Source organism: Herbaspirillum sp. NPDC087042 (assembly GCF_044745245.1).
Taxonomy (GTDB): Bacteria; Pseudomonadota; Gammaproteobacteria; order Burkholderiales; family Burkholderiaceae_D; genus Herbaspirillum.
The window spans coordinates 149,032-162,345 of sequence record NZ_JBIUZW010000006.1 but is presented as its reverse complement, the minus strand read 5'-3'; the positions used below and the strand labels follow the sequence as shown (position 1 = coordinate 162,345).

At 65.0% G+C, this 13,314-nt stretch carries 10 protein-coding genes; 5 read left to right on the top strand and 5 right to left on the bottom strand.

Features of this window, described 5'->3' with window-relative positions; all coding sequences use genetic code 11:
- Positions 1-27: 27 nt before the first annotated feature.
- Together ggt and ACIPHN_RS10610 are read right to left on the bottom strand one after the other, a co-directional pair.
- Positions 28-1,788, bottom strand: a complete 1,761-nt coding sequence (gene ggt / locus ACIPHN_RS10615) for a gamma-glutamyltransferase (RefSeq protein WP_400435919.1) — start codon at positions 1,786-1,788, stop codon at positions 28-30.
- Positions 1,789-2,063: 275 nt separating this feature from the next.
- Complete coding sequence (locus tag ACIPHN_RS10610; RefSeq protein WP_400436088.1) at positions 2,064-3,122, bottom strand: LacI family DNA-binding transcriptional regulator; 1,059 nt, start codon at positions 3,120-3,122, stop codon at positions 2,064-2,066.
- 543 nt (positions 3,123-3,665) lie between these two features.
- Between ACIPHN_RS10610 and ACIPHN_RS10605 the strand changes: the two genes are divergently transcribed.
- The 5 genes from ACIPHN_RS10605 (at position 3,666) to ACIPHN_RS10585 (ending at position 10,527) form a co-directional block, all read left to right on the top strand.
- Positions 3,666-5,018, top strand: coding sequence for a GntP family permease (locus ACIPHN_RS10605; protein ID WP_400435918.1), 1,353 nt, complete (start codon positions 3,666-3,668; stop codon positions 5,016-5,018).
- Positions 5,019-5,076: 58 nt separating this feature from the next.
- A complete protein-coding gene (gene gntK / locus ACIPHN_RS10600; protein ID WP_400435917.1) occupies positions 5,077-6,633 on the top strand; it encodes a gluconokinase in 1,557 nt (518 codons plus the stop codon).
- Positions 6,634-6,835: 202 nt separating this feature from the next.
- Entirely contained in the window at positions 6,836-7,630 is a 795-nt protein-coding gene (locus tag ACIPHN_RS10595) for an SDR family NAD(P)-dependent oxidoreductase (protein WP_400435915.1), read from the top strand.
- A 28-nt stretch (positions 7,631-7,658) separates the two neighbouring features.
- Entirely contained in the window at positions 7,659-8,696 is a 1,038-nt protein-coding gene (locus tag ACIPHN_RS10590; protein WP_400435913.1) for an L-idonate 5-dehydrogenase, read from the top strand.
- A gap of 271 nt (positions 8,697-8,967) precedes the next feature.
- Complete coding sequence (locus ACIPHN_RS10585; RefSeq protein WP_400435912.1) at positions 8,968-10,527, top strand: methyl-accepting chemotaxis protein; 1,560 nt, start codon at positions 8,968-8,970, stop codon at positions 10,525-10,527.
- A 3-nt stretch (positions 10,528-10,530) separates the two neighbouring features.
- Here ACIPHN_RS10585 and ACIPHN_RS10580 read toward each other — a convergent pair whose 3' ends face one another.
- From ACIPHN_RS10580 to ACIPHN_RS10570, 3 genes are read right to left on the bottom strand one after another with little or no spacing between them, the layout of a single operon-like run.
- The gene (locus ACIPHN_RS10580) at positions 10,531-11,628 is read right to left on the bottom strand and encodes an alcohol dehydrogenase catalytic domain-containing protein (protein ID WP_400435911.1); all 1,098 of its coding nucleotides are present in this window, start codon (positions 11,626-11,628) and stop codon (positions 10,531-10,533) included.
- A 23-nt stretch (positions 11,629-11,651) separates the two neighbouring features.
- Positions 11,652-12,302, bottom strand: a complete 651-nt coding sequence (dhaL, locus tag ACIPHN_RS10575; protein WP_400435910.1) for a dihydroxyacetone kinase subunit DhaL — start codon at positions 12,300-12,302, stop codon at positions 11,652-11,654.
- Positions 12,299-13,312: a dihydroxyacetone kinase subunit DhaK gene (locus tag ACIPHN_RS10570; protein ID WP_400435908.1), complete on the bottom strand. Its 1,014-nt coding sequence runs from the start codon at positions 13,310-13,312 to the stop codon at positions 12,299-12,301. Before ACIPHN_RS10570 ends, dhaL begins: the two co-directional genes overlap by 4 nt.
- Positions 13,313-13,314 lie beyond the last annotated feature (2 nt).

Genomic DNA, 13,314 nt, shown 5'->3' with positions numbered 1-13,314 from the left:
GGCAGTGCAAACAAGGTCAGGCCATGTTCAGAAGCCCAGGGTACGGCCGTCCGGGTTGCGCGGATCCGAGAAGCCGTCGAAACCGTCCTGCTTGATCTGGATGGTCTGGGTACGGCCCATGGAGGGTTGCACGCTGATCTTCTGGCCTTTGTCCTGCAGCAGCTTGATGGTATCGGCCGACAAGCCCTTTTCCACGCGCAACTGGTCCGGTGCCCACTGGTGGTGGATACGCGGGGTGATGGTTGCTTCGGCCACGTTCATGTCGTGGTCGATCACGTTGAGGATGGTCTGCAGGGTGGTGGTGATGATGCGGCTGCCACCGGGGCTGCCGGTGACCAGGAAGGGCTTGCCATCCTTGAGCACGAAGGTGGGCGACATCGACGACAGCGGGCGCTTGTAGGGGCCGACCGCGTTGGCGTCGCCACCGATCAGGCCAAAGGCGTTGGGTACGCCCGGCTTGGCGGCGAAGTCATCCATCTCGTTGTTCAGGGTGATGCCGGTGCCGGTGGCCACGATGCCGCTGCCGAAGTTCAGGTTCAGCGTGTAGGTGGTCGCCACCAGGTTGCCGTCCTTGTCGGCCACCGAGAAGTGGGTGGTCTGGTCGCTTTCATACGGCTGCGGCTGGCCCGGCTTGATCTCGGAGGCCGGAGTGGCGCGGTCCGGGTTGATCTTCTTGGCCAGCTCGTCGGCGTAGGCACGCGAGGTCAGGCCCTTGACCGGAACCTTGGTGAAGTCGGGATCGCCCAGGTACTCGGAACGGTCGGCGTAGGCCAGCTTCATGGTCTCGGCCATCAGATGGATGGTCTGGGCGCTGTCGGCACCGTATTGCTTGAGCGGATAGCGTTCCAGGATGTTCATCATCTGGATGATGTGCACGCCACCGGAGCTCGGCGGCGGCATCGACATCACTTCGTAGCCACGGTAGTTGCCCGTCACCGGCACGCGTTCGACGACCTTGTAGTTCTTCAGGTCGGCAGCGGTGATCAAGCCACCGTGCTTGTCCATCTCGGCCACGATCTTCTTGCTGATGGCGCCTTCATAGAAGGCCTTGGGGCCTTCCTTGGCGATCAGGCGCATGGACTTGGCCAGGTCCTTCTGGACCAGCATCTCGCCTTCTTCCAGGGGACGGCCATCCTTGAAGAAGATCGCCTTGGACGAATCCCACTGGCCCAGGTGGTCGCGCTCGGCGGCCAGGATCTGCGCCAGGCTGCGGCTGACCGGGTAACCCTTCTCGGCCAGCGCGATGGCCGGCTGGATCACCTGCGCCAGGCTCATGGTGCCGTACTTGGCCAGGGCATGGGACAGGCCTGCCACCGTGCCCGGTACACCCACGGCCAGGTGGGTATAGAGCGAACGGCCGGGGACGACGTTGCCCTTGTCATCCAGGTACATGTTGCGGGTGGCGCGCTGCGGCGCCATCTCGCGGAAGTCCAGGGCCACGTTCTTGCCGGTCTTGGCGTCGTGGATCATCATGAAACCGCCACCGCCGATGTTGCCCGCATTGGGCAGCACCACGGCCAGCGCGAAGCCCACGGCCACGCCTGCATCGACGGCGTTGCCGCCCTTCTTGAGGATGTCCACGCCGACCTTGGTGGCCAGTTCCTGCTCGGTGGCGACCATGCCGTGGGTGGTGTGCACCGGGCTGATGATGTCATAGGTCAGGTCGTACTTGACGACCGGAGCGGCGGGGGCGCTCGTCTGGGCGGTGGCCGGCAGGAAGGCCAGCGCGCCGCACAAGGGCAGTAAGGCCATGGCGGCCGGTTTGCAAAGACCGGTGAATGTCTGCATGAAGCTTGCTCCTGGAAATCTGGACTTGTTGTGAATGTGAATATTATTTATATAGGCGTCGTCAAGCGCCCGCTGCACAAGGCTTTGCGGCCTGTGCAGAGGTGAATGACGACACCCGCAGATTGTAGAGATTGGCAGATTTCTGTCCAGAGCCAGACGCCGATGGAGGGTGGATTATTGGACGCACTTTCGTCCACGGATGAGGGGTATCGCAGTGCAGCAAGCGCGGCCGTGGGCCTTGTGATCGGCGGCCGGTGGCGGGTTTGTACCGGGACTCAGGTGCTTTCGCGCACCGCCAGTTCAAAGCCGAGGTCCAGCCGTCCCTTGGCGATTTCCTCGCCCTTGAGCTGCTGCACCAGCATCTCGGCCGACTTGTAGCCGATGTCATAGCGGGGTGTGACCACGGTGGTGATGGAGGGCGTGGCGCAGGCGGCCCAGGAGAGGTCATTGAAACCGGCGATGGCCATCTCGCGCGGCACGCTGATGCCCTGGCGCTGGCACTCGAACAGCGCGCCCAGGGCCAGGTCGTCGTTGCAGCAGAAGACCGAGTCGCAGCTCGGGTGCTGCTCCAGTACCCGGCGCAGCAGTTGCGCGCCCATGTCCACGGTGGTGGGCAGGGGCAGCAGCACTTCCACGTCGGGATCGATGCCGGCTTCCTGCAAGCCTTTGCGGAAGCCTTCGCGGCGTTTCATCATGCGCGGGTCGAGCTGGGCGGCCAGGAAGGCCGGGCGGCGATAGCCGCGCTCCACCAGGTGGCGCGCCACCGCGTAGCCGGCGCGGGTCTGGGAAAAGCCCACCGAGAGGTCGTGGTGGCTGCGCCCGAGGTCGAACATGCGCACGGCCGGGATGTCGCGGCTGGAGGGCCGGCTCTGCAGGATCTCGTGCTGCTCGCTGCTGGAAAGCAGGAAACCGGCCGGCGCATGGGCCAGGTAGGTGGCGATGAGCTGCTCTTCCTTGGCGCGGTCGTAGCCGGTCTCGCCGATCAGGAACTGGTAGCCGGCACCGGCCAGGTAGTCGCGGATGCCCGCGAGGGTTTCGATGAAGACCGTATTGGTCAGCGACGGCACCAGCACCGCTACCACCAGCGAACGCGCCGAGGCCAGGGTGGCGGCGGCCTGGTTGGGCACGTAGCCCAGCTTGTCGATGGCGGCGAAGATGCGGTGGCGCGACAGTTCCTGCACCAGCGCCGGGGTCTTCAGGGCGCGCGACACCGTCATCGGGCTCACCCCTGCTTCGGCGGCCACGTCGATGATGGTCACGCGGCCGGTGGCACGGCTGCCTCGGGAGGCGGGGACGGTCTTGGGCTTGGACTTGGGTGCTGCGCGCTGGGTCATGGGAAGAGGGCGGTTTCTGGTTGGCGACATGATACCTGCTTGCGAGGGGCTCTTGGCGGCATGGGAAGCCGGATCCATCATTTCCGCAAAACAATATCTATCCGTTCGGACTGAGTAGCGGCGTAGCCGCGTATCGAAGGTGCTCAGGCCCGAGGGCAGTGATGACGACGATGACGACCACCGTGCGCGGACTTCGATACGCGGCAGAGCCGCTACTCAGCCCGAACGGTGGACAAGGAGGGCATGCATTCTGCCGCACCGCAACACAACAAGTGTTTGACCCTGCTGAAATGTTAGCGTTATCATCGCGCCCCATGTTAACGCTAACATCCGAACCTCCGGGCACACGGCGGCGGGGTTGGTCGCGACATACCACACTCAGGACAATCAGATAAAACACTACGCAGATAGTGCCGATGTACGCGCCGCCCCAAGGGCTGGCCGCGGGAGACGTTTGCCCCGACGCTGCACTGGCCGGGGTGGTCTGCGCATGGCCGGCGATTGCCGTGGCGTGTCATCGGCTATCAGCATATGGAGATTCCCATGCTGGGCATGAGCCACGACGCAACCTTGCTGTTCAATGCAGTCATCGCGATCCTCGCGCTGATCCTGATGATTACGCGCCTGCGGGTCCATCCGTTCATCGCGCTAACCATTACCTCAGGCTTTCTCGGCCTGATCTCGGGCATGCCCCTGCCCAAGATCGTCAAATCCTTCCAGGACGGCTTCGGCGGCGTGCTTGGCTTCGTCGGCATCGTGCTGGGCCTGGGCACCATGCTGGGCAAGCTGATGGCCGAGTCCGGCGGCGCCGACCAGATCTCGCAGACGCTGGTGCGCGCCTTTGGCCGCCAGCGCGTGCACTGGGCCATGATGATCGGCGCCTTCCTGGTCGGCATTCCGCTGTTCTTCGAGATCGGCTTCGTGTTGCTGATCCCGCTGGTGTTCATCGTGGCGCGCCGTTCGGGCGTGCCGCTGTTCAAGATCGGCATGCCCATGCTGGCCAGCCTGTCGGTGATGCACGGCCTGGTGCCGCCGCACCCGGGGCCGCTCTTGGCCATCGGCGTGTTCGGTGCCGATATCGGCAAGACCATCTTCTATGGTCTCATCGTCGGCTTGCCCACCGTCATCATCGCCGGCCCCATGTTCGGCTCCTTCATCTCGCGCTACGTCGACATCAAGCCCTCCGAGGAGCTGATGGCGCAACTGGCGCGTGAACCGCAGACCAAGAACCTGCCGGGCTTCGCCATCACCCTGGTGACCGTGCTCTCGCCGGTCTTCCTGATGCTGCTGAAGACCTTCGTCGATATCGCCCTGCCCGATGGCCACCCCATGCGTGACCTGATGGACTTCATCGGCAACCCCATCGTGGCCCTGCTGGCGGCGCTGCTGCTGGCCACCTGGACCTTCGGTATCGCCCGTGGCTTCAGCCGCCAGCAGGTGCTGAAGTTCGTCGACCAGAGCCTGGCGCCCACCGCTGCCATCGTGCTGATCATCGGTGCCGGTGGCGGCTTCAAGCAGATGCTGGTCAATTCGGGCGTGGGCACTGCCATCGGCCAACTGGCCGTGCATGCGCAGATCTCGCCGCTGCTCTTGGCCTGGTTCGTGGCCGGCGTGATCCGCGTGGCGACCGGTTCGGCCACGGTGGCCACCATCACCGGCGCCGGCATCGTGGCACCGCTGGTGGCGCTGATCCCCGGTACCAACAAGGAATTGCTGGTGCTGGCCACCGGTGCGGGCTCGCTGATCCTGTCGCACGTCAATGACGCCGGGTTCTGGCTGGTCAAGGAATATTTCAACATGAGCGTCGGCGAAACCTTCAAGACCTGGACGCTGATGGAAACCCTGATCTCGGTTGTTGCTATCATCTTCATCATGTTGCTCAACCTGGTCGTCTGATCCACCCATGACGCAACGCCCGGCTGGTCCGGGCGTCGCTGCTTTCAAAGGAAACCCCATGTCCACCTCCGCCCGCTACATGCTCGGTGTCGATCTCGGCACCACCAGCACCAAGACCGTCGTTTTCACCCTCGATGGCAAGGTGGTCGCCCAGCATGCGCAGGAGTATCCGGTGCTGTGTACCGAGCCGGGCATGGCGGAGCAGGACCCGAAACAGATCGTCGAGGCCGCACTCGACTCCATCGCCGGCGCCGTCAAGGCGGCCGGTGCCCGTCCCGAGGAGATCGCGCTGCTGTCCTTCAGCGCCGCCATGCACAGTGTCATCGCGCTGGATGCCGATAACGGCTTGCTCTCCAACAGCATCACCTGGGGCGATATCCGCGCCTCGGTCTGGGCCGAGCGCATCAAGCGCGAGCACGACGGCAATGCCATCTACCGTCGCACCGGCACGCCCATCCATCCGATGTCGCCGCTGTGCAAGCTGATGTGGATGCGTCATGAGAAACCGGCCGTCTTCAACCAGGCGGCGCGTTTCGTGGGCATCAAGGAATACCTGCTGTACCAGCTGTTCGGCCAGTGGGTGGTGGACCATTCCATCGCCTCGGCCACCGGCATGTTCAACCTGCGCGAGCTGGCCTGGGACCAGGGCGCGCTGGCGCTGCTGGGCGTCAAGCCCGAGCAGCTCCCCACGCCGGTGCCGACCACGCACCGCCTGCCGGCCTTGTCGCCGCAGATGGCGCAGCGCCTGGGCCTGTCGGTGGAGACCCCCTTCATCATCGGCGCCAATGACGGCGTGCTCTCCAACCTGGGTGTCAACGCCATCGAGATCGGCCATGTGGCCGTGACCATCGGCACCTCCGGCGCCATGCGTACCGTGATCGACCAGCCCCTGACCGATCCGCATGGCCGCCTGTTCTGCTATGCCCTGACTGAGAAGCACTGGGTCGTGGGCGGGCCGGTCAACAATGGCGGCAACATCTTCCGCTGGGTGCGCGACGAACTGGCGACCGCCGAGGCTGCCGTGGCCCGCGACGAGGGCGTCGATCCCTACGAAGCCCTGACCCGCATCGCCGAGAAGGTCAGCCCCGGCGCCGAGGGCCTGCTGTTCCATCCCTTCCTGGCCGGCGAACGCGCGCCGCTGTGGAATGCCGACCTGCGCGGTTCCTTCTTCGGCCTGGGCCTGCACCATGGCAAGCACCACATGATCCGCGCTGCGCTGGAGGGCGTGATCTTCAATCTCTACAGCATCCTGCCGGCACTGGAAGAACTGGTCGGCCCGACCAAGCGGATGATGGCCACCGGTGGCTTCGCCCGCTCGGCCTTGTGGCGCCAGATGATGGCCGACATCTTCAACCGTGAAGTCGTGGTGCCCGAGAGCGTGGAGTCCTCCTGCCTGGGCGCGGCCGTGCTGGGTGCCTGGGCGCTGGGCCTGGTGCCGTCGCTGTCGGTGATCTCGGAGATGGTCGGCTCCACCAACCACCACGTGCCCGAGGCCAAGGCGGTCGCCGTCTATGGTCGCCTGCAACCGATCTTTGCCGCCATCCCGGCCAAGCTGGAGGCGGAGTACCACGCCATTGCGGCCTTCCAGCGCGAGCTGGGGCGTGCGCCTCAATAAGTTTGTTTCACCGTTTGTATATTCCATTTTTCCCGTTCGGACTGAGTAGGCCCTTGGGCCGTATCGAAGGCGCTCCTGCGGCAAGCTTGCGAGCGCCCCTTCGACGGGCTCAGGACAGGCTTCGATACGCGGCGATGCCGCTACTCAGGACGAACGGTAGCGTTGATTTGATGAGTACCCGATTTCATTCGAAGGAGATGGCATGACTACCAAGACCACCCAATTGCCCGCAGGCTTGCAGGGCTTTTCGCTGGAAGGGAAACTGGCCCTGATCACCGGCTCCTCCGGTGGTATCGGCCTGGCACTGGCGCGCGGCATGGCGCAGGCGGGCGCAGCCATCGTGCTCAACGGCCGTGATGCCGGCAAGCTGGCCGGCGTGGCCGCGCAGCTGCGCGCCGAGGGCCACACCATCCATGAATCCAGCTTCGACGCTACCTCCTCGGAGGCCGTCAAGGCGGCCGTGCAGAAGATCGAGGACGAGGTCGGCCCCATTGAGATCCTGGTCAACAATGCCGGCATCCAGCGCCGCAATCCCCTGGAAGAGTTCAAGGAATCGGACTGGCACGAACTCATCAACACCAACCTCAACAGCGTCTTCTACGCTGCCCAGGCGGTGGCGCGCCACATGATCCCGCGCGGGCGCGGCAAGATCGTCAACATCTGCTCCGTGCAGAGCGAGCTGGGGCGTCCCGGCATCGCCCCCTATACCGCCACCAAGGGCGCGGTGAAGATGTTCACCAAGGGCATGGCGATCGACTGGGGCAAGTACGGCATCCAGGTCAATGGCCTGGGACCGGGCTACTTCAAGACCGAGATGAACATGGCCCTGGTCAACGATGCCAAGTTCACCGACTGGCTGGTGGGCCGCACGCCGTCGCGCCGCTGGGGCGATGTCGAGGACCTGGTGGGGGCGGCAGTGTTCCTCTCCAGCGATGCCTCGCGCTTCGTCAACGGCCACATCCTCTACGTCGACGGTGGCGTCACCGCGACCCTGTAAGCCAACACGTCCCCCTCAGGAGAAGATCATGCAACAAGGCATCGTCATTCACGCACCGCACGACCTGCGCATCCAGGACCTGGAAACGGCTGAGCTGCAGCCACAGCAACTGAAGGTCAAGGTCAAGGCCGGCGGCATCTGCGGCTCCGACCTGCACTACTACCACCATGGCGGCTTCGGCGTGGTGCGCATCAAGGAACCGATGGTGCTGGGCCACGAAGTCTCGGGCCAGATCGCCGAAGTCGGTTCGGCCATCAGCGATATCGCCCCCGGCACCCGTATCTCCATTTCGCCCAGCCGTCCCTGCGGTACCTGCAAGTACTGCCAGGAAGGCAAGCAGAACCACTGCCTGGACATGCGCTTCTACGGCAGCGCCATGCGTACCCCGCACGTGCAGGGTGCGTTCCGCCAGGAGATCGTGATCGAACGTTCCCAGGCCCATGTCGTGGCCGACCACGTCACCGATGGCGAAGCCGCCATGGCCGAGCCGTTGTCGGTGGCACTGCACGCCGTGCGTCGCGCTGGCCCGTTGGTAGGCAAGCGCGTGCTGGTGACCGGTTGCGGCCCCATCGGCGCGCTGGTAGTGATCGCCGCCCGCCGTGCCGGCGCGCTGGAAGTGGTGGCCACCGATGTGGCGAAGATGCCACTGGAAACCGCCCTGAAGGTCGGTGCCGACCGCGCCATCAACATGGCCGAGACGCCCGACGCCCTGAAGGCCTATGCCGCCGACAAGGGAACCTTCGATGTACTCTTCGAGGCCAGCGGCAACGAGCGCGCACTGGTCGGTGCGCTGGAAGCCCTGCGTCCGCAGGCCATCATCGTGCAGGTCGGCCTGGGCGGCGACATCCAGTTCCCGGCCAACCTGCTGGTGGGCAAGGAGCTGGACTGGCGCGGCGCCTTCCGCTTCCATGAAGAGTTCGCCATGGCCGTGGAGCTGATGAACAAGAAGCTGGTCGATGTGAAGCCGCTGATCTCGGCCACCTATCCCATCGAGAAATCGGTGGAAGCCTTCGAGATCGCCGGTGACCGCTCCACCATGATGAAGGTACAGATCAGCTTTGCCTGATGGAACTGTGTTGCCGGGCGCGCCGACAGGGCGTGTCCGGCGCCATGCCTGAGATGCCGCCCGGGATGTTTCCGGGCGGCATTTTTTATGGGCGGGCAGCGCATGCCGGTGGCTGAAATGAGTTCCGGTGATGCTCGGTGAGCAATGGTGACTGAGCCGATTTGACATCGCCCCGGCTCCCCTATATTTTTTGCAGGATGCAGCCCTGTGGTGTCAGCCACATCGCAGGTGCCGGGGGAAGCAAGAGACAACGCTCTGGGGAGAGACGATCATGGCAAGGCCTTATGCGCTGACGGTGGGCAAGCGCCTGTTCCTGTTGATACTGGCGGCTATGCTCGGCCTGGCGGCTACCGCCGTGGTGAGCCTGCGCCAGATCGAGAACGTCTACCAGGCGGCCCGCTACGCCCAGATCAATACGGTGCCCAGCATCATCCTGCTCGATGATGCCCAGACGGCGTTCAACGCCATCCAGCGCCGGCTGTTCCAGTACGTCCTGAGCACCGATGAGAGCGACCGCAAGCGACTGGTGCAGGAGATGGATGTCTTCCGCGCGCGACTGTCGCAACACTTCCTGAACTACGAACCACTGATTTCGGATGAGCGTGACCTGACCATGCTGGCCACCGACAAGTCGCGCCTGGAAGAATTCGAAGCCGCTGGCCAGAAGCTGCTGGCGCTGGTGCAGGAGGGGCGGCCGGAGCAGTACAACAACTTCGCCAAGACTCAATTGCGCGAGGCCATCGACAAGACCAATGTGAGTTTCACCGCGCATCGCGCTTACAACGTCGCGTTGGGCGACGCCGGTGCGGTGACCGCCGAGCAGATCATCCGCAGCGCGCTCAAGACGGTCATCGAGGTGGCGCTGGCGGTGCTGGCTGTGGTACTGCTGCTGGGCTGGATGCTCACGCGCACGCTGCTGCGCCAGCTGGGGGGCGAGCCGGCCAATGTGGTCACCGTGATGAAACAGCTTTCCGACGGCGACCTGTCCCAGCCTATTCCGCTGCGCCAGCGCGACAAGACCAGCATGATGACGGCCATCAAGAAGACCGTCGACAAGCTGGGCCAGGTGGTCTCCGATGTGACGGACAGTGCTGAGAGCCTGGTCAGCAGCGCCGAGGAGGTGAGCGCGACGGCGCAGTCGATCTCGCGCGCCTCGACCGAGCAGGCCACCGGCGTGGAGCAGGCCAGCGTGGCGCTGGAGCAGATCCATAGCTCCATCATCAGCACCTCGCAGAATGCCCGGTTGACCGACCAGATCGCCTCGACCGCCGCCAGCGAAGCGCGCGCCTGCGCCGAGGCGGTGAAGCAGATGGTGCTGGCGATCCAGCAGATCGCCAGCAAGATCGCGCTCATCGATGACATCGCCTACCAGACCAACCTGCTGGCCCTGAACGCCACCATCGAGGCGGCCCATGCCGGCGAGCATGGCACCGGGTTCGGCGTGGTCGCCGCCGAAGTGCGGCGCCTGGCCGAGCGCAGCCAGTCGGCCGCGCACGAGATCGACGAAGTAGCGCGCATCAACGTGGTCCTGGCCTGTGCGGCCGAGCAGCAGCTAGCCAGCATGGTGCCGACCATCACCCGCACCTCCGCCCTGGTGCAGGACATCATGCAGGCCTCCGAAGAGCAGTCCATGGCCGTCAGCCAGATCAGCGCCGCGGCCAGCCAGCTGGCCCAGGTGATCCAGCAGAATTCGCTGAGTTCGGAAGAACTGGCAGTGACCTCCGAGGAGCTGAACCGCCGCGCCATCCTTTTGCAGACGGCCATGTCCTTCTTCAAGTTCGACCTGGCCGGGCACGGGGCGATGCGGGCGGGGATGGCGGTGTCGGCCTGAGCTTCAAGGACCGTCGGGACGCAGCAAGACCTTGATGGAGTCCATCGAGTCGGCCATCCTGATCGCCTCGTCCCATTGCGAGAGCTTGTAGGTGTGGGTGACGATGCCCCTGGAGGTCACCAGCCCGCGCGCCAGCAGGTCGATGGCGATGGGATAGCAATCGCCGCTGAGATGGGCGCCGCGCAGGTCCAGTTCCTTTTCTTCGCCGATGATGGACCAGTCCACCGTGGTGTCGCGGCCGAACACGCTGAACTCGACGAAACGCCCCAGCTTGCGAATCAGCGCCAGGCCCTGCGTGACACCGGCCGGCGCGCCGGTCGTCTCGATGTAGACATCGCAGCCATAGTTGCCGGTTGCTTCCCGCACGATCCTGTGGGCATCTTCGTGCTGTGGATTGATGACGATGTCGGCGCCATACTGCCGGGCCAGTTGCAGGCGCTGGTCGGACAGGTCGATGACGATCAGTTTCCTGGGGGTCTTCAGGCGCGCTACCTGCACCATCAATAGCCCCAGCGTACCGGCCCCGGCAATGACGACAACGTCATCAAGCTGGATGTCGCCCCGGTTGACCGCGTGGATGGCGCAGGAGAGCGGTTCGGTCACGGCGGCATCTTCGAAGGCGATCTCTTCGGGTATCTTGTGGACCACCGCGCGCGCCGACAGGCGCATGAAGTCGGCCATGCCGCCGTCGGCGACCTGGCGCTGGAAACCGTAGACGTCATGTACCTCGCACATCCAGCGATAGCCGGTCTTGCAGTAGCGGCACTTGCCGCAGGGGACAATCTGTTCGGCGATCACCCGGTCACCCAGGGCCACGCCGTGATGCTCGGCCGCGCCCGGGCCCATCTCCACCACGTGACCCCAGAATTCATGACCGGCGATGACTGGCGGCTTGACGTAGGACGGCTTGTTCTTTTCCGGGTCGCCCCAGAAGCGGGCGGCGCCGGCAAAGCATTTGCAATCGCCGGCGCAGATGCCGCAGGAGGCAATCTTGAGGATGAGTTCGTTGGGGCCGGCCGCTGGCCGCTTGACCCGTTGCAGGCGATAGTCGCGGGGGGCGTGGCAGACCACGGCCAGCATGTCGTCTTCATGGAAATGCATGATGTGTCCTTTGCGGAAGAGGGTTAGTGCCGCAGTCCGGTCTGCAGCGAGTGCGCCAGGCTGTCCAGGATCAGGGCGCAGGAGCAGGCGCCGGCATCGAGCACGCCGATGGAGCGCTCACCCAGGCGGCTGGCGCGACCGATTCTTGCCTGCAGCGCCCGGGTCGATTCGCGACCGGCCTCGGCGCCGCGTTGCAGGGCTTGCAGGCAGCCGGTGAGGGGCAGGCCGTCAGCGAGTGCCTGGCGGTACGCATCGCGAGCCGGAAGCAGGGTGTCGATCAGGGTCTTGTCGCCAAGCCTGGCGTCGCCAATGGCTTGTACCGCTGCGATGCCATCGTCCAGGGCTTGCAGGAAGAGCTGGCGATCCAGGCTGGCGTGGCCCTCCAATGCCATGCCCATGGCCATGAAGAAGCTGCCATAGAGCGGCCCCATGGAACCACCGATACCTTCCAGCAGGGTGACGGAGAGCGTGTCCAGGGCTGCCGCGAGGGAGGTCGGAGGCGACTCCCGGAGGCGTTCGCCGCAGAGGCTGAAACCCTTGCTCATGTTGATGCCGTGATCGCCGTCGCCGATGGCGCCATCGATTTCGCTGAGGTAGTCGCGATGGGCGTTGATGGTCTCCACCAGATCCAGCACGACCCAGCCGGCCTGGCGCATGTCGAAGTGCTGGTTCATGGCGCTGCTCCTACCTTCAGGGCAATGCTGTCGCAGGGGGCGGCCAGGCATTGCTCCAGTTCGCTGTCCAGGCGCATCAGGGTGAGGGTGATGCCCATCATCTCCAGCGAGGTAAACAGATTGCCCACGAAGCTATGCGCCACTTCAAGGCCCGCCGCGCGCAGGCCGTCAGCCAGGTCGGCGTAGAGAATGTATTGCTCCATGAGGGGCGTGGCACCCAGCCCGGACACCAGGATCGCCACCTTGTCGCCACGACTGAAGGGCAGGTCCGGCAGCAGCCGCTCCAGCATCAGCTGCGCCATGTCGCGTGCCGGCATGACGGCCTGCACCGCGACCCCCGGCTCACCATGGTGGCCGATGCCCACTTCCATCTCCCCCGGGCGGATGACGAAGTTGGCCTTGCCCACCGCAGGGATGGTGCAGGCCGACAGGCCGATGCCGATGGAGCGGGTGTGGTCGATGGCCTTCTGTGCGGCGCCGATCACCTGCTCCAGGCTGCCACCCCGGGCGGCCATGGCCCCGCCCACCTTCCACATGAGGATCTCGCCGGCCACGCCGCGTCGCTTGCCCAGCTCGTCTCGCGGGGCCGAGGCGGCGTCGTCATTGGCGACCACGGTACGGACTTCGATATCGGCGCGTTCGGCCAGCTTCATGGCCATCCTGACGTTCATGTTGTCGCCGGCGTAGTTGCCGTACAGGCAGGCCACGCCGCGCCCGGCATGTGCCAGTGCGAAGGCATCCATGAAGGACTTCGCGGTAGGCGAGGAAAACACTTCGCCGACCGCTACCGCGTCCACCAGGCCGGGGCCGACATAGCCCAGGAAGGCCGGCTCGTGGCCGGAGCCGCCGCCGCTGACAATGGCCACGCGGGGCTGTGCCGCGACCTCCCGGTGGGCGATCACGCGGGCGTTGGCGGGATGGGCGTGCAGTTGCGGATGCGCGGCCAGCACGCCGCGCAGCATGTCTTCGACGACCTGGTCGGGATTGTTGACGATGCGATTGAGAGTCATGA